The following is a 15862-nucleotide window of genomic DNA, read 5'->3' as shown; positions in this document are numbered from 1 at the left end:
AAAAGGCTTTTTGCCTTGTCTGTAAGCGTCACATCCAGTGTCCTGAATCCGAAGTTCGCCTCGTTTGCATCACTCTCCATAGCGAACTTCGGATTCAAAAGGACACTGGAAAATTACAATTCTAGTGTGGTTTTGGTTCGCAAGTCCGCAAATGTGCGCGCTGTAGAAGTAATGCGGACTTGCGAACCACCACACTGGCATGAAATCTGCTATTCTCGGGAACCGCGGCATGCAAGGAAAGCATGCGGCAACGTGCCGTTGTACCGCCGCATTCGGCGTCTTGTTAGACCGTGTTTTTAGCACCCTACAGGCCGCCGCTCCATTGCCAAGCTCGCTGACCAAGCCATGACAAATGCCCTCTTGACCGCGCCAGCCACCCGCTCGCCGATCCGCGCCGTTCTGCGGCGCGCGACCGCAGTCGTCACTGCGGCGGCACTGCTCGCCGGGTCATGGCCGGTGCATGCACAGCAAGGGGGGCCTCCTCTTCTACGCGACGCCGAGACCGAACAGCTTCTGCGCGACTACACGCGCCCGATCCTGCGCGCGGCGGGGCTGGAGAAGCAAAACATTCAGGTCGTCATTATCAACGATCCGGCATTCAACGCCTTCGTCGCCGACGGTCGCCGTATTTTCGTGAACTACGGAGCGTTGCGCGAATCCGATACACCGAACCAGATCATTGGCGTGCTGGCCCATGAAACGGGCCACCTTGCCGGCGGACATCTTGCGAAACTGCGCGAACAGATTTCGCGAGCACAGACCCAGTTGATCATCGCCATGCTGCTTGGCCTCGGCGCCGCCGTCGCAGGCGCGCGTTCCGGTGCAGGAAGTGCCGGCGCTGCTGCAGTCGCCGCGCCTCAGGCCGCGATCATGCGCACGATGCTGTCCTACCAGAGGCAGCAGGAAGAAAACGCGGACAAGGCGGGCGTGAAATTCCTCAACGCCACCGGCCAGTCATCCAAGGGGATGTACGAAACGTTCAAGCGATTCTCCGAACAGGGCCTGTACGCTTCGCGCGGCGCCGATCCTTACAATCAGTCGCATCCGATGCCAGCCGAACGCGTCAGGGCGCTGGAGGAACTGGCGAAATCGAGTCCATATTGGGACAAGAAAGACGACCCCGCGTTGCAGCTCCGCCACGACATGATGCGCGCCAAGGTGTCCGGCTTCATGGAGCGCGCCGATACCGTCTACCGCCGCTATCCGTCATCGAACGATAGCCTTCCCGCACGTTACGCCCGCGCAATCGCTACCTATCGTCACGGCGATCTGCGCAATGCCCTCGCCCAGATCGACTCCCTGATCAAGGTCCAGCCCAACAATCCTTACTTTTACGAGTTGAAGGGTCAGGCGCTGCTTGAGGGGGCCAAGCCCAATGAGGCCATCGCGCCGCTTCGCAGGGCGGTTCAACTGTCCAACAATGCGCCGCTCATCGAGATGTTACTTGGCCAGTCCTTGGTGGCATCGGACAATAAAGCTTACGCTGAGGAAGCCATCAAGATTCTGCGGGCAGCGCTCGTGCGGGAACCGGAAGCGGCGCTCGGCTATACGCAACTCGCAATGGCTTATGGCCGCAAGGGCGACTATGCAGAAGCCGATCTCGCCTCGGCCCAGGCAGCCTATCTGCGCGGAGACCAGAAAACGGCGCGAGATCTCGCCTCGCGCGCAAAGACTCGGTTTGCCATCGGCACCCCCGGGTGGGTCAAGGCCGACGATATCGTTAATACGAAGCCGATAAAGAATTGAACGGTCCACACAGTCACGAAGGAATGCTCATGGTTTCGCTCCGCTCTCTTGCTCCGTTCGCCTTCGCGCTGGTGCTGGGTCTGCCCGCCGTGTCGTATGCGCAGTCGTTCAGCGACGCGCAGAAGAGCGAGATCCAGAAGATCATTAAGGACTATCTCGTCGCCAATCCTGAACTGCTTGAGGAGATGTCGGCCGAATTGCAGAAGCGGCAGGCGGCCGCAGAATCGGAAAAGCATCGCGCCGCTGTTCAGAAAAATGCTGACGTGATCTTCAACTCGCCGCGCGGTGTCGTTGTCGGTAACCGGGACGGCGACGTGAATTTCGTCGAGTTCTTCGATTACAACTGCGGTTATTGTAAACACGCGATGGCCGACATGCTCACCCTGATGAAGTCGGACTCGAAGCTGCGTGTCGTACTGAAGGAATTCCCCGTTCTCGGACCGGGCTCGGTGGAGGCAGCGCAGGTCGCGGTCGCGGTCCGCATGCAGGACCCGAGCGGGAAGAAGTATCTGGACTTCCATCAGAAGCTGCTGAATGGGCGCGGACAGGCCGACAAGGCGCGCGCCATGGCCGCGGCCAAGGAAGCGGGTCTCGATATGGCCAAGCTCGAAAAGGACATGGCCAGCCCGGAGGTCAACGCGACGCTGAACGAGAACTTCAAGCTCGCCGAGGAAATGGGCCTCAACGGCACCCCGAGCTATGTGATCGGAAAGGACGTCGTGGTCGGTGCTGTCGGCGCGGCGGGTCTCGCCAAGAAAATCTCGGAAGCGCGCTGCGGGAAGGCGACCTGTTAGGCCGGGCCGCCCTGAGGCGGAGCATCCGCCTGGACAATCGTTAAGATTGGTTAACCAGTGATTTCAGAGTGTTCCACCAAGCTTTTCAGGTGATTTCTGAATGATTTGGCGGGGGATGGCGAAGCCGATCAGGCTTCCCTCCCGGCCCTATGTTGCCTATAAACCGCCCCAAGCTGCGCGCACCCGCATTATTTCGCCGACATTGCTGGATTTGGTTTTCGGATGGCAAAGACGATCTATGTGCTTAACGGGCCGAACCTCAATCTGCTCGGCACCCGCGAGCCGGAGACCTATGGCCATCACACCCTCGCTGACGTGGAGAAGCTCTGCCACGACAGCGCCGCCAGCTACGGCCTGACGGCCGATTGCCGCCAGTCCAACCGCGAGGGCGAACTGATCGATTTCGTGCACGAGGCGGGTGCGAAGAAGGCCGCCGGTATCATCATCAACGCCGGCGGATATTCCCACACCTCGATCGCACTCCATGACGCGCTGGTTGCCGTCAAACTTCCAACGGTCGAAGTCCACGTCTCCAACATCTACGCGCGCGAGAGCTTTCGTCACCATTCCTTCGTCGCATCAGCTGCCGTGGCAACGCTGTGCGGCTTCGGAATCGATGGCTATCGCCTCGCAATCAGCGGCCTCGCCGCGAAGATCGGCGCCAAGGCGAAAGCCTGATACGCCTGCCTGTCATTTACTGAGAAAGCTTCGGATTACACATGGCCTCCTCGCCGAAAGAACCATCTGCCCCAAAGGAAAAACCGGCCGACGAGCGCGAACTCATTCGCGAACTGGCGATGCTGCTCGATGAAACCAATCTCACGGAAATCGAGATCGAGCGCGCTGGCTTGCGTCTGCGGGTTGCACGCAACATCAGCATCGCGGCACCGGTGTCTTATCAAGCTGCGCCTGCTGCTGCCCCGGTTGCCGCGGCAGCTCCCGTTGTAGCTGCAGCCGCTCCTGCCGATATTTCCAAGCACCCCGGCGCAGTCCCCTCGCCGATGGTCGGCACCGCCTACCGCGCTTCCGAGCCCGGCGCGAAGCCGTTCGTCGATGTCGGCAGCAAGGTGAAGGTCGGCGACACGCTCATCATCATCGAAGCGATGAAGACGATGAACCAGATCCCGTCGACACGCGCCGGCACGGTCACGCAAATCCTCGTCGAAGACGGCCAGCCGGTCGAGTTCGGCGAACCGCTCGTCATTATTGAATAATCTCACCGTCAGGCGCTGCGATGTTCGACAAGATCCTGATTGCCAATCGCGGCGAGATTGCATTGCGCGTGCTGCGCGCATGCAAGGAGCTCGGCATCGCGACCGTCGCAGTTCACTCGACTGCGGACGCGAACGCAATGCATGTCCGCCTCGCCGATGAAAGCGTCTGTATCGGACCGCCGCCCGCGAAGGACAGCTATCTGAACGTGCCAGCGCTGCTCGCTGCATGCGAGATCACCGGTGCCGACGCCGTTCACCCGGGCTACGGCTTCCTGTCAGAGAATGCGCGTTTCGCGGAAATTCTCGCCGACCACAATCTGCATTTCATCGGCCCGAAGGCCGAGCACATCCGCCTGATGGGCGACAAGATCGAGGCCAAGAAGACCGCCAAGCGCCTCGGTATTCCTGTTGTGCCCGGCTCTGACGGCGGCATCGGCCCCGGCGATGACGCCATGGGCATCGCCAAGAAGATCGGATTTCCGGTTCTGGTGAAGGCAGCGGCTGGCGGCGGCGGCCGCGGCATGAAAGTCGCGCAGACTGAAGCCGATCTGATGCTCGCCCTGTCCACCGCGAGCAACGAGGCCAAGGCCGCGTTCGGCGACGGCTCGGTCTACCTCGAAAAATATCTTGGCAAGCCGCGCCACATCGAAATCCAGATTCTTGGCGACGGCCGCGGCGGCGCGATCCACCTCGGCGAGCGCGATTGTTCGCTGCAACGCCGCCACCAGAAGGTCTGGGAAGAAGGCCCCTCGCCGATCCTTAGCGCAGCCGCACGCGCCAAGATCGGTGAAACCTGCGCCAAGGCGATGCGCGAGATGCAGTATCTCGGCGTCGGCACCATCGAATTCCTTTACGAAGACGGCGAGTTCTATTTCATCGAAATGAACACACGCATTCAGGTCGAGCATCCCGTCACCGAAATGATCACCGGGATCGATCTGGTCATCGAGCAGATTCGTGTCGCCGCAGGCGGCGACCTGCCCTGCGCGCAGGAAGATATCGTCATCAACGGCCACGCGATCGAATGCCGTGTGAACGCCGAGAACCCGGTTTCCTTCCGGCCTTCGCCCGGCAAGATCATGCAGTACCATCCGCCGGGCGGGCTTGGCGTGCGGATCGATTCAGCCGTTTATCAGGGCTATGTCATTCCGCCCTATTACGACTCCCTGGTCGGCAAGCTGATCGTTCATGGCAAGACCCGTGGCGAATGCCTGATGCGGTTGCGGCGCGCGCTCGACGAGATGGTGGTGGATGGCGTCGAAACCACATTGCCTCTGTTCCGGGGGCTGGTACGGGAACCCAGCATCATCGACGGCGACTACCACATTCATTGGCTTGAGCACTATCTGGCCGCCGGCGACACCAAGTCGTCCTGAGGTTCCGGACCTGAAATTTTGAGTTCCATCCATGGAACTAAATTCCTATTTGCGCGTGATATTTCACGTACGCTAGGAATAGGGTTTCAGGGGTAGCAATTTGAATTTTCAGCGTTTTATTTATCCCGGCAACACCGCAGGGCGAACGTGACACGGGATAAGGCCCGTCGGCGCACGCTCTGGCAGATTGCCTTGCTATCCGCGGGCTTTCTGGTGCTGGTCGCGATCAGCGTCATTTCCATCGTTCTGGTGAACAAGGCGCGCGACGACAGCCGCTGGGTGGTTCACACCGTCGAAGTCGAAAATCAGATATCGACCGTCTTGCTGGATATCCGGCGCGCAGAAAGCGCCGCCCGAGGTTACCTCCTCACGTCGCAACCGAAATTTCTGGCGGAGCACGAGGCTGCTATCCAACGCATCTTGCCGGGTGTCGAGACGCTCATAAGACAGACCAGCGACAGCCCAGTTCAGATCGAGAACAGCAAGCAATTCCGCGAATCCATCGAATTGCGTCTCACGGAATTCACCAAAGCTGTCGACTTCGTGAAAAGGAACGACATTCCGGGCGGCGTGGCAATGTTGCGCGACGGTAGTGGCACTGCCGTTCAGCGCATAACTGAGATCGCCACAGCCATGCGCGCGGAGGAAGACCGTCTTTTCCAGGCACGAACCGCCGCAGCCGACCGCAGCCAGACTCTCGCAGCGGTTGTCACAACAGCCGGTTCAGGCCTGGTGCTCCTTTTGGCTGGCGCCTCACTTTTTCTGGTGCGGCGATCGACGCGTGCGCGCGACGAAGCCGAGCGGCAACTGCGCGACAACAATCTTAACCTCGAAGCGACTGTTGAAACACGCACCGCTGATCTTCGCGAAGCGAATGAAGAGATCCAGCGCTTTGCCTACATCGTAAGTCACGATCTGCGCTCGCCGCTTGTGAATATTATGGGTTTCACAAGCGAGCTCGAAGAACTGCGCACCGACATCTTCACCCGTATCGCAAAATACAGCCGTGCCGCTGCGGCGGCGCCGTCAGTCCCCGAGCCCATCGTCGGTGTAGATCCGGCGACAGCGCCGGAGCTTCAGGCGGAAGACAAACAGCTTGCCCAGGATTTCTCAGAAGCGCTCGGATTCATCAAGTCGTCCATCGGCAAGATGGATCGTCTGATCTCCGCCATACTCAATCTGACACGCGAAGGTCGGCGCGAATTTCATCCTGTAGAGGTCGATACCAGAGAACTTATCGAGACAATCATCTCGTCCATGGCGCATCAAGCGTCTGAGGCCAATGCGCAAATCCGCGTCGAGCCGCTGCCCAATATTGTCAGCGATCGCCTCGCATTGGAACAAATCTTCTCTAACCTCGTTGACAATGCTCTCAAGTACCTCAAGCCGGGCGTGCCGGGCGACATCCTGATCAAGGGGCGCCTCAAGCTCGGTTTTGTCATCATCGAAATCACTGACAACGGACGTGGTATCGATCCAAAGGATCACCAGAGGATCTTCGACCTGTTCCGACGGGCCGGTCTTCAGGATCGTCAGGGACAAGGCATCGGTCTCGCCCACGTCCGTGCATTGGTGCGCCGCATGGGTGGCACCATCAACGTCTCCTCAGAACTTCACAAAGGCAGTACTTTCACGGTTACATTGCCTGCGAAGTGGAATTTCGGAACTCAAGGAAAAGAAGAATGAGTCTGCCAGTTAAAATCATCATGATCGAAGATGACGAGGGCCATGCCCGCCTGATTGAGCGCAATATCCGGCGCTCGGGTGTCAACAATGAGATCTTGCCGTTCACCAACGGTACAGATGCGGTGAAATACCTGTTCGGCAAGGACGGCTCAGGCGTCGATCATAAGGATCAGGCGCTTCTGATTCTGCTCGACTTGAATCTGCCCGACATGACCGGGATCGATATCCTCAAGCGGATCAAAGAAAACAGTCACGTCAAATGCGCGCCGGTTGTCGTACTGACAACCACGGACGACGAGCACGAAATCAAACGCTGCTACGAGCTGGGCTGCAACGTCTACATCACCAAGCCCGTGAATTACGAAAGCTTTGCCAACGCGATCCGCCAACTGGGATTGTTTTTTTCAGTCATCAAGGTTCCACCTGTCAAAACATGAAACCTGCAACGCCTCTTCTTTTGTACATTGACGACGATGCCGATCTTGCGCGGCTGGTCGAGCGCGGGCTGAAGCGGCAGGGTTTTGCCGTCGAGCACGCGGCTGACGGCGCGAGCGGCCTTGCGCGCATCAAGCAAGGCGGGATCGATGTCGTCGCGCTCGATCAGCACATGCCCGGTCTCGACGGTCTGGAGACGCTTGCCGAAATTCAGAAGATCCCCGATGCGCCGCCGGTCATTTTCGTGACCGCATCGCAAGACAGCAAGATCGCGGTCACCGCCCTCAAGGCAGGAGCTGCCGATTATCTGGTCAAGGATACGCAGGGAGAATTTCTCGCGCTGCTCGACGTCGCTGCACGAGGCGCTATCGAACAAGCGCTTGTGCGCAAGGCGCGCGACGATGCAGAAGCGGAAGTTCATGCTTCGCGGGACCGCTACGCGGCGCTCGCCGCCGAGCGCGAGGTCCTGCTGCGTGAAGTGAATCATCGTGTCGGCAACAGCTTGCAGATCATCGCGTCGTTGCTGCATCTTCAGGCTAACTCGAGTGCCGACGACGATGTGAAGGCCGCGCTGACCAATGCGATGGGACGCGTCGCCGCGGTCGCGCAGGTTCATCGCCGCCTCTACACGTCTCAGGACCTCAAGACGGTCATGCTGAACCAGTATCTCGAAGCCTTGCTCGAGGACCTGCGGCGTTCCGCTGAAGGCAACCGGATGTCGCGGCTGACGATGAAAGCCGACCCCGTCGAGATCGACCCGGATCGCGCCGTTGCGATCGGCATCATCGTCAACGAACTGGTGATGAACGCCGTCAAGTACGCCTATCCGGACGGTGCCGGTCCGATCCATGTCGAACTCCGGTCGTGCAACGGCGGCCTTGAACTGTCGATCACCGACGATGGCGTCGGCTTGCAGGTAAAGCAGGATCCCCGATCCACCGGCATGGGCCAGCGCATCGTGAGTGCGATGGCGCAAAAGCTCGAAACCAAGGCCGAGCGCGATCCATCCCACGCTGGAACACGTATCGTGCTGCGGCTGAAGAGCGCCGTACAGCCGCAAATCAAGCAGGTTGTCGGCGCGGCTTGACGGTCGCGGAAGGCCGCACAACCTGCTATGATTGCGCATGAGTTCTCGCGACGCCGCATCGTCCGAAATTACGCCGAGTGTGTTGCTGCGCGCGTATGCCTGCGGCATCTTCCCGATGTCCGAAAGCGCCGACGACCCTACGATTTTCTGGGTCGAGCCGGAGAAACGCGGCATCATCCCGCTGGACGGGTTCCGCGTCGCGTCGCGCCTTGCGCGTACCGTTCGCTCCGACGTCTTTCGCGTCACCGTCAATACGGCTTTCAAGCAGACCATTGCCGGATGCGCCGCGCCACAGCCTGGCCGCGACGATACGTGGATCAATGGCCGTATCCGCGACCTCTACACATCGCTGCACGAGATCGGTCATTGCCACAGCGTCGAAGCCTGGCACGGCGATCAACTGGTCGGCGGGCTATACGGCGTCAGCCTTGGCCGCGCATTCTTCGGGGAGAGCATGTTTCACACCGAGCGGGATGCGTCGAAGGTGGCGCTGGTCCATCTCGTGGCCCGCCTCGTCGCCGGCGGATTCGTTCTGCTCGATACGCAATTCGTGACAGACCATCTGCGCACCTTCGGTGCAGTCGAAGTGCCGCGGCGCAGATACCGCACCATGCTCGATGACGCGGTCACGGGACAGGCCGATTTCTTCGCGCTTCCCGCAGACAGACCCGTTACCGGCGCTGAAGCGTTGGCGTGCCTGACCTAAAGCCGATGGGCCTGAACGAGGTTACCGCTGGAATGGCGGGAATGGATTCGGCGGCGGCAGCGGCCGCTGCACGGGCGGTTGCTTCGCCGGCCGCTTGGGCTGCTGCTGGGGCGGCGGAGGTGGCGCAGCTTTCGGCGCTTCCTGTTGAGCCACCGTTGCCGACGGACCTTTACAGTCGGTCAGCCAGATATCGTAGATCGGGTGCTCGACGCCGTGCAGACCAGGGCTGGCTGCGAACATCCAACCCGAGAAGATTCGCTTCACCTCGCCCTGCAAGGTGATTTCATCGACTTCGACAAAGGCGTCGGTGTTGGCCGCCTCGGTCGATGGCCGCGTGTAGCAGGCCTGCGGCTTGACGCGCAGAGCACCGAACTGAACGGTCTCTCCGATGTCGGCGTCAAATTTGATGATGCGGCCCGTGATCTTGTCGAGACCCGCAAAAACCGCCTGCTTGTTGACGATCTTCTGGGCCGGCGGTTCGGTCACGACCTCGTCGCCCGGCTGCAATGTTGCAGCCGTTGGCGGAGCGCTGCGCGGCTGCTTCTGACCGGGCGGCAGACCCGGCAACGGGTTGACCGCAGCGTTGTTCGGCGTGCCCTGTCCGGGTACGGCGGGCTGAGATGGAGCGGCCGCCGTTCCTGGAGGTGGCGGCAGCGGCTGGGTCTGGACATTTCCCGGCAGAGGCGCGCCCTGCCCCGGGGGCAGCGGACGGTTCGGTGTCGGAAGCAGACGGCCCTGCGGAGGAAGATCGGGCACCTCTTCCTCTTCCGGCTCCTGAATGGGCTCGCCGCGCTGCTGCACATTGGCAGGCGGGCGCGGCCTGTCGGAGAAGATATTGCCGATCTGGGCGTGCACGGGCGTTGCCGGCAGCATCAACAGGGTGGCGCTCAAGGCTGCGACAGAGAATGTGGTGATGGTTCGGAGCATCTTGCGCAGCTTCACAGGAGCACGGTGCCACAGGGTGCGAAGCGATTTCCGGAAAACATCGTGCTCCACACCTGTCGGAACGATCACATTCAAGATCATAAACTGATGCGGCCCCAATATGCGATTCAACCGAATCGTGTCCCGCCATTCTACAGAAAACGGGCCGCGCGCAGATCATCGGTTAACACGCCGAATACGGCGGGGAAAGGGCGAGCCATTCACACCGCCCGCCGAACCCAGACGGCTCGTTTGCCCCGGCGTTACTGTCCGGGGGTCCAGGACTGATAATCGCCCGTGGCCTTCGGCCGGCGACCCGCAGCGAGTGTCGAGCCCGATGGGCGATAAGCTGCCGGCGTACCGGTCATGTTCGGGCGGTGCGGCTTTTCCCACTCGCGCGGCTTGTAATCGGTCTCGGTCGGCGGCGTGTCCACAGTGTGGTGCAACCATCCATGCCAAGCGGGCGGAACGCGCGTCGCTTCGGCGTACCCGTTGTAGATTACCCATCGGCGCTCGAAGCCCAGCGTCGGATCGATCTTGCCGCCACGCGTACGGTAGTAGGTGTTGCCACCCTCGTCCTGTCCGACCACCTCGCCGAACCGCCGCGTCCAGAGCAGCGTGCCGAATGTCGTGCCACTCCACCACGTGAAAAAGCGTAGGAAAAACAGCTTCATGGCGAGAATCCGAAATGGGCGCGCAGTGCGCGCGATGGCTGTTTGATGCCATCCGGGGTCCCAATTGTCCAGTGCTAACAGCAACTTGGTGCGATGCGTGAACCTCCGGGGCGCTGAAGCGTTGATAGCCCTCACCGCTCATCCCCCGCCGGAATCCTCACGATGATCGACGTCATCAAAGACGGCTATGCCGAGATCCTGAACACGCTCTGGCTGCTGCCGAACTGGCTGACGGCGTCCACACTCGTGATCGGAGGAATCCTCGTCGCGCTGATCGCCAACGCCATGATCGTTCATTCGATCAGAAGCACGCTCGGCGTACGTCATCCCAAGACCCGGTCGCTGCTCACCCGCAGCAAAGGGCCGCTTCGGCTTGCTTTGATCGTCCTCGCTCTGTCGCTCGTGGTCAGGGTTGCGCCCATTGGAGAGCGCGCCGCGATCGTCTTCAGCAACGTCCTCAACGTCGCCTTCATCGCGTTATTGGGATGGACCGCACTTATAGCAGCCCAGATCGGTTCACAGGTTTACCTGCGGCGCTTCAGCCTGGAGGCCGAAGACAATCTGCTCGCGCGCAAGCATGTCACGCAGGTGGGCATCCTCAAGCGTGCCGCCGACACCCTGATCGTGATCATGACGGTTGCGGCAGCGATGATGAGTTTCGAGCAAGTCAGGCAATACGGCGTTAGTCTGTTCGCCTCGGCAGGCGTCGCAGGTCTCGCGATCGGTATCGCCGCGCGTCCCCTGCTCGCCAACCTGATTGCCGGCGTCCAGATCGCGGTAGCGCAGCCGATCCGGCTCGACGACGTCGTCTTTCTCGAGGGCGAATACGGCACCATCGAAGAAATCACCACGACCTATGTTGTCATCAAGCTTTGGGACTGGCGCAGGATGGTGGTGCCGCTGAGCTACTTCATCGAAAAGCCATTCCAGAACTGGACCCGCGAGACCTCCGCGCTGATCGGCTCGGTGTTCCTGTATGTCGACTACACCGTGCCGGTGGAAAAACTCCGCGAAAAACTGATGGAGGTGGCCCGCGCCTCGCCGCTCTGGGACGGCCGCGTCGTCGTGCTTCAGGTCAGCGACGCCACCAGGGACAACACGGTCGAACTGCGTGCGTTGCTCAGCGCACGAAGCGCGCCTGCGGCGTGGGATTTGCGCTGCGATGTGCGCGAAAAACTCATCGCATACTTGCAGGAGGAGTACCCCGGATCGTTGCCGCGCCAGCGCCAAGAGTTCGTGTCGCGCAACGAATCGGATCAGGGCCCGCTATCGCCTCACACAATGGTATCGCATCACCGCGCAGGCTGAAGCTGCGACACCGTTTGGTCGCAATCCATTCATGCTCCATTGGGTTTGCTCGTGCGAACGTGAACCTGAGACTTTTGAAAGCCCGGAACATCTCATGTGGGCTTCCGTTCTTTCATGAAGTTCACCCGGAGTTCGAACAGATGATCAATCTCAAAGTTTTCGGTACGGCGGCTCTTCTTGCGATCACCCCTGTGATCGTCGCCTCGAGCGCTGATGCACAAGTCCGCTTCAACGGCGGCGGCGCCTCCCGTGGCGGAGCGCCTGCGATCGGTGGCGGCGGAGGTTTTCGCGGCGGTGGTGCAGGCATGGCCCGCCCAAGCTTCAGCGGCGGTGGCATGGCGGCACGCCCGAACTTCGGCGGTGGACCGCGTGTCGGCAACTCCGGCATTCGGTTCTCCGGTCCGCCTTCCGCGGTCCTCGGAAATCGCGCGATCTCGGGCCGTCCGGTCGCCCAGCTTGGAGGTGGCGGCCAGTGGAACGGCGGCCGTCATTGGCACGGGCACAGGCCTTGGCGTGGTCCCGGCTATGGCTTCGGAGCAGGCCTGGCGCTCGGCGCAATCGGCTCATCGTATTATTACAACGACCCGTATTACTACGATAACTCCTACGCATACGCGCCGGATACCTACGTAGACGATGAACAGTATGCAGCCGCTCCGGCGGCTGACGGCGATGCGGCTTACTGCGCCCAACGCTACAAGTCCTACGACCCGGCGTCAGGCACGTACCTGAACTACGACGGCAACCGCTATCCCTGCCCGTAAGCCATTGCGAAATATCCGACTTCCGGCCTCTGGGGTCGTGTTCCTGAAATGGAACCGCCCCAGAAGCGCCTGAATCCAACCCAACATTGACATTCTCTGTATGGAGCAGCGCATCCCGCGCAGCTCCCGATGCAGAGTGATCGATGCGGGCTTGGAGTGAGGAAGATGATCACCTTTAGGAATGGATGCGCAGTCGCAGCCGTTGCGCTGGCGCTTCCAATGGCCGCGATGTCATCCGGCCATGCTGCACCGCTGGCGCCGAGCCAGTTTCTCGCGGCGGCTCATGCCGGCGTCGACAATTCGCTGATTACTCAGGTTCAGTGGCGGCGGCGCGGATATTACTACGGCGGTGCTGGCCTCGGTGTCGGGCTTGCCGCCGGTGCGCTGATCGGCGGCGCTATCGCCGCCGGTGCAAATCCCTATTACGGACCGGGATACGGGTATGGCTACGGTGGCCCGGCCTATTATCCTGCGCCCGCCCCTGTGGTGGTTGCGCCGGGCTATGGCGGCGACGCGGAAGCCTACTGCATGCGGCGCTACCGGTCTTATGATCCGGCATCCGGCACGTATCTGAACTATGACGGCAACCGCTACCCCTGCCCGTAAACTTGAACAGCAGTTGATTTGAAAACGGCGATGCCATGCATCGCCGTTTCTTGTTGGTGCTGAATGATGCTGGCTGACGTCGTGCCTAAAACGAGACCTTGACGCCGCCTCGGCCCGTGATGGTCTGGCTCTGGTCGGACATCGCGGTGAATTCAGCTGCGCCGAAGACGGAGACGCCAGAAGCGTTGCGCCAGTCGAAGCCCGCCCCCGCGTAGAAGCCGACAATATTGCCCTTGCCGGGCGTCGCGAAGGCGAGGCTTTGTCCGAGCAGAACAGTGCTGATGTTGCTGTCGCCCACGCGCTGCAAGGCAATGATGCCCGCGGAGCCGCTTAACTGAAGTTGCTCGGTGGGCGTGGCATTCGTCGTATGCATCAATTTCAGTTCGCCCCGCTCTTCGAAATTGTGCGAGGTGCGCGAAGCCACCGTCAAATTCGTGCTCGACCCGCTTTCCTGATATCCGCCGAAACCGGCTGCGAGATAGCGCACGCGCGCGGACGGCGTCAGTGTCAGATTGTAGCCCAGCGATTGCTTCAGTCCGTAGGCGATTTCAGGACTGACGAACCAGCCATTGTATTTGCCCGCGGCGTATTCATAGCCGCCGGGCACAAGGTTATTGGCAATCGTGCGCTTCACGTCGTTGTTACTATAGCCACCGAGCAGCGAGAAATCCAGGAACGCGCGGCCCATCGCATAGCGGCCATAGAGCCCGCCAAAAAAGATATCGCTCGAGGTGTCGCCGGAATTCAGATCGATGGTCGACTTGATCGCGCCCCCGCCGATGAAGCCGCCGAGGCGCAGATCGGGTTGCACCGTCTTGTCGATGCCGAGCACACCGCCATAGAAGTAGCTTACAGAGCGCAGGGTCGGCGCATCGGCCTGCTGAATGCGCTGGCCGCCGAAACCCTGCGCCCAGATACTCATGCCGTCCGCCGCGGTGAAGCTTGGGTTGCTCAGAAGCACACGATCATTGCTTGCATAAGCCAGCGCAGGAATACCCGAGAACGCATCGTTGGCCATGTCCCGCGCGACGTTACCCGACGGGGCGAAACCGATCGCCGTCGTCGCGCCACCGCCATTCATCGGCGCTGGGTTTGTAAGACGGCTGGTAACCAGCGACGTGATGGTGCGCGTCACATCGACCACATTGCGATCTGCATTGGCAAAGGACGTTGGGTCGAGAACGGCAATTGTATTGCCGTTGATGACATAAGGCGCTCCCCCGGTGATGTTCACAACCGCTCCGGTGTCGGTAAGACCACCGAAGATCCCGCACCCGCAGCCCGGCCCGCCGAACGTCAGGACCGAGGAGATGTCGTGGCCGCTGAGAATGTTGACCCTGGTGCCGACGGCGAACGGATCTGTCACATCACCGTTGAGAATGATTTGGCCGACGATGCGCGAACCCGGCAGGATGTTCAGCGTTGTTGGCGTGGCGGGATCAAACTGGGTCAGATCAAGCGCAACGCCGGTTGGGCTAAGGCCATAGGTGCCATCGATCAGACCTGCGTTGCTGAACACGACCGTGCCGCCACCGCCGCCATTCGCTACATCGACTTCACCAAAAATCCGGCCTCCATTGTAACCGGTGACCGTCCCGTTGTAAGCGCCAACTCCAACGCCCAGGAAATCGGTATAAATCGTGCCGTAGTTGATGAACGTTGCGTTGCCCGTGCCGCCTGTGTTGCCGGCAAGAGTCAAAACATCTCCTCTAATCGTTCCATAGTTGATGAGGGTTGCGTTGCCGTCACCTCCACCAAGTCCCGTGGTCGTGATTACTCCGCCATTCACGTTACCGTGGTTTATCGTTGTCGCGTCACCACCCATGGCCGTCGCGTTGAAAATGCCGACCGGGGGGCCGCAGCAACTTCCGCTAAACAGCACCTTGCCGCTGTTGATGACGGTCGCGTTGCCTCCGTCGGCGGTGACGTTTGCTATCGAGTCAACCGTGCCCGAGTTGAGCGATGTCGCGTTGCCGCCACCCGAACCGGAGCCACCGTTGTTGGTCTGCGTACTGAGAAGGCCGCCGATTACGCCGGAGTTGTTGGCGGTCGCATTACCTCCGCCGTCCGCGGTGGTGGCAACACTTCCGCCGACAGTGCCGGAGTTGGTCGACGTGGCATTCCCCGCGCCGGTCAGCGTGCTGATGTACGTCCCGATGATTCCCGAATTGTTCGATGTCGCATTTCCGAGGCCGCTGGCTGAGGTATCAAGCATGTCGGCATTGATACCGGAGTTCGTCGCGGTGACATTGCCGTCAACGCTGGTCGTGGTGATGCCATTACTCAGACCCGAACTCGTTGTCGCCAGATTGAACGTGCCGAGTTGGTCCTGAAGAAACGGAACGGCTGTCGCGCCGGTATTGGTACAGGTGACGTCGCTCGCGCCGAGTGTCCCGACGCAGGCAAATTGCGCACGCGCGTCCGTCGATGGCAGGGTTGCCGCGGCCATGATCGCAGCCATGATCGCGATGACAGGCAATCGCATCGCACGCGCATTCTGCACACGCGTCTCCAACGCCCTGTCCGCAACAATCGACGCCAC

15 protein-coding genes are annotated in these 15862 nt (G+C 60.7%); 12 read left to right on the top strand and 3 right to left on the bottom strand.

What is annotated here, in order from left to right; translation table 11 throughout:
• Nucleotides 1-345: 345 nt before the first annotated feature.
• From AC1Q67_RS19790 to aat, 9 genes are all read left to right on the top strand, one after another.
• Nucleotides 346-1746 (top strand): M48 family metalloprotease, encoded by a 1401-nt coding sequence (locus AC1Q67_RS19790; RefSeq protein WP_492236667.1) that lies wholly within the window; start codon nucleotides 346-348, stop codon nucleotides 1744-1746.
• Nucleotides 1747-1775: 29 nt separating this feature from the next.
• Nucleotides 1776-2540, top strand: coding sequence for a DsbA family protein (locus AC1Q67_RS19785; RefSeq protein WP_492236668.1), 765 nt, complete (start codon nucleotides 1776-1778; stop codon nucleotides 2538-2540).
• Nucleotides 2541-2762: 222 nt separating this feature from the next.
• Entirely contained in the window at nucleotides 2763-3218 is a 456-nt protein-coding gene (aroQ, locus tag AC1Q67_RS19780; RefSeq protein ID WP_492236669.1) for a type II 3-dehydroquinate dehydratase, read from the top strand.
• Nucleotides 3219-3259: 41 nt separating this feature from the next.
• Nucleotides 3260-3754, top strand: a complete 495-nt coding sequence (accB, locus tag AC1Q67_RS19775) for an acetyl-CoA carboxylase biotin carboxyl carrier protein (protein WP_024577555.1) — start codon at nucleotides 3260-3262, stop codon at nucleotides 3752-3754.
• 20 nt (nucleotides 3755-3774) lie between these two features.
• Nucleotides 3775-5130, top strand: a complete 1356-nt coding sequence (accC, locus tag AC1Q67_RS19770) for an acetyl-CoA carboxylase biotin carboxylase subunit (RefSeq protein WP_492236670.1) — start codon at nucleotides 3775-3777, stop codon at nucleotides 5128-5130.
• 147 nt (nucleotides 5131-5277) lie between these two features.
• Nucleotides 5278-6816 carry a sensor histidine kinase gene (locus tag AC1Q67_RS19765; protein WP_492236671.1) on the top strand — a complete coding sequence of 513 codons (1539 nt, stop codon included), beginning with the start codon at nucleotides 5278-5280 and terminating at the stop codon, nucleotides 6814-6816.
• Complete coding sequence (locus AC1Q67_RS19760) at nucleotides 6813-7253, top strand: response regulator (protein ID WP_492236672.1); 441 nt, start codon at nucleotides 6813-6815, stop codon at nucleotides 7251-7253. Before AC1Q67_RS19765 ends, AC1Q67_RS19760 begins: the two co-directional genes overlap by 4 nt.
• Nucleotides 7250-8338, top strand: a complete 1089-nt coding sequence (locus AC1Q67_RS19755; protein WP_492236673.1) for a sensor histidine kinase — start codon at nucleotides 7250-7252, stop codon at nucleotides 8336-8338. Before AC1Q67_RS19760 ends, AC1Q67_RS19755 begins: the two co-directional genes overlap by 4 nt.
• Before the next feature lie 37 nt (nucleotides 8339-8375).
• Nucleotides 8376-9044 carry a leucyl/phenylalanyl-tRNA--protein transferase gene (gene aat / locus AC1Q67_RS19750; protein WP_492236674.1) on the top strand — a complete coding sequence of 223 codons (669 nt, stop codon included), beginning with the start codon at nucleotides 8376-8378 and terminating at the stop codon, nucleotides 9042-9044.
• A 21-nt stretch (nucleotides 9045-9065) separates the two neighbouring features.
• Here the strand turns inward: aat and AC1Q67_RS19745 are convergent, their stop codons facing one another.
• Entirely contained in the window at nucleotides 9066-9971 is a 906-nt protein-coding gene (locus AC1Q67_RS19745) for a DUF2155 domain-containing protein (RefSeq protein ID WP_492237155.1), read from the bottom strand.
• Nucleotides 9972-10231: 260 nt separating this feature from the next.
• A complete protein-coding gene (locus AC1Q67_RS19740) occupies nucleotides 10232-10642 on the bottom strand; it encodes an NADH:ubiquinone oxidoreductase subunit NDUFA12 (protein ID WP_024578183.1) in 411 nt (136 codons plus the stop codon).
• Between the two features lie 162 nt (nucleotides 10643-10804).
• Between AC1Q67_RS19740 and AC1Q67_RS19735 the strand changes: the two genes are divergently transcribed.
• The 3 genes from AC1Q67_RS19735 (at nucleotide 10805) to AC1Q67_RS19725 (ending at nucleotide 13320) form a co-directional block, all read left to right on the top strand.
• Nucleotides 10805-11950: a mechanosensitive ion channel family protein gene (locus AC1Q67_RS19735; protein WP_492236675.1), complete on the top strand. Its 1146-nt coding sequence runs from the start codon at nucleotides 10805-10807 to the stop codon at nucleotides 11948-11950.
• A gap of 140 nt (nucleotides 11951-12090) precedes the next feature.
• Complete coding sequence (locus AC1Q67_RS19730) at nucleotides 12091-12714, top strand: BA14K family protein (RefSeq protein ID WP_024577412.1); 624 nt, start codon at nucleotides 12091-12093, stop codon at nucleotides 12712-12714.
• A 165-nt stretch (nucleotides 12715-12879) separates the two neighbouring features.
• Nucleotides 12880-13320, top strand: a complete 441-nt coding sequence (locus AC1Q67_RS19725; RefSeq protein WP_492236676.1) for a BA14K family protein — start codon at nucleotides 12880-12882, stop codon at nucleotides 13318-13320.
• 85 nt (nucleotides 13321-13405) lie between these two features.
• Here AC1Q67_RS19725 and AC1Q67_RS19720 read toward each other — a convergent pair whose 3' ends face one another.
• The gene (locus tag AC1Q67_RS19720; protein ID WP_492236677.1) at nucleotides 13406-15862 is read right to left on the bottom strand and encodes an autotransporter outer membrane beta-barrel domain-containing protein; all 2457 of its coding nucleotides are present in this window, start codon (nucleotides 15860-15862) and stop codon (nucleotides 13406-13408) included.

Source organism: Afipia sp. GW823-FHT06G09 (assembly GCF_058794875.1).
The sequence above is the reverse complement of the archived record's forward strand: the minus strand, read 5'-3'. Positions and strand labels throughout refer to the sequence as shown.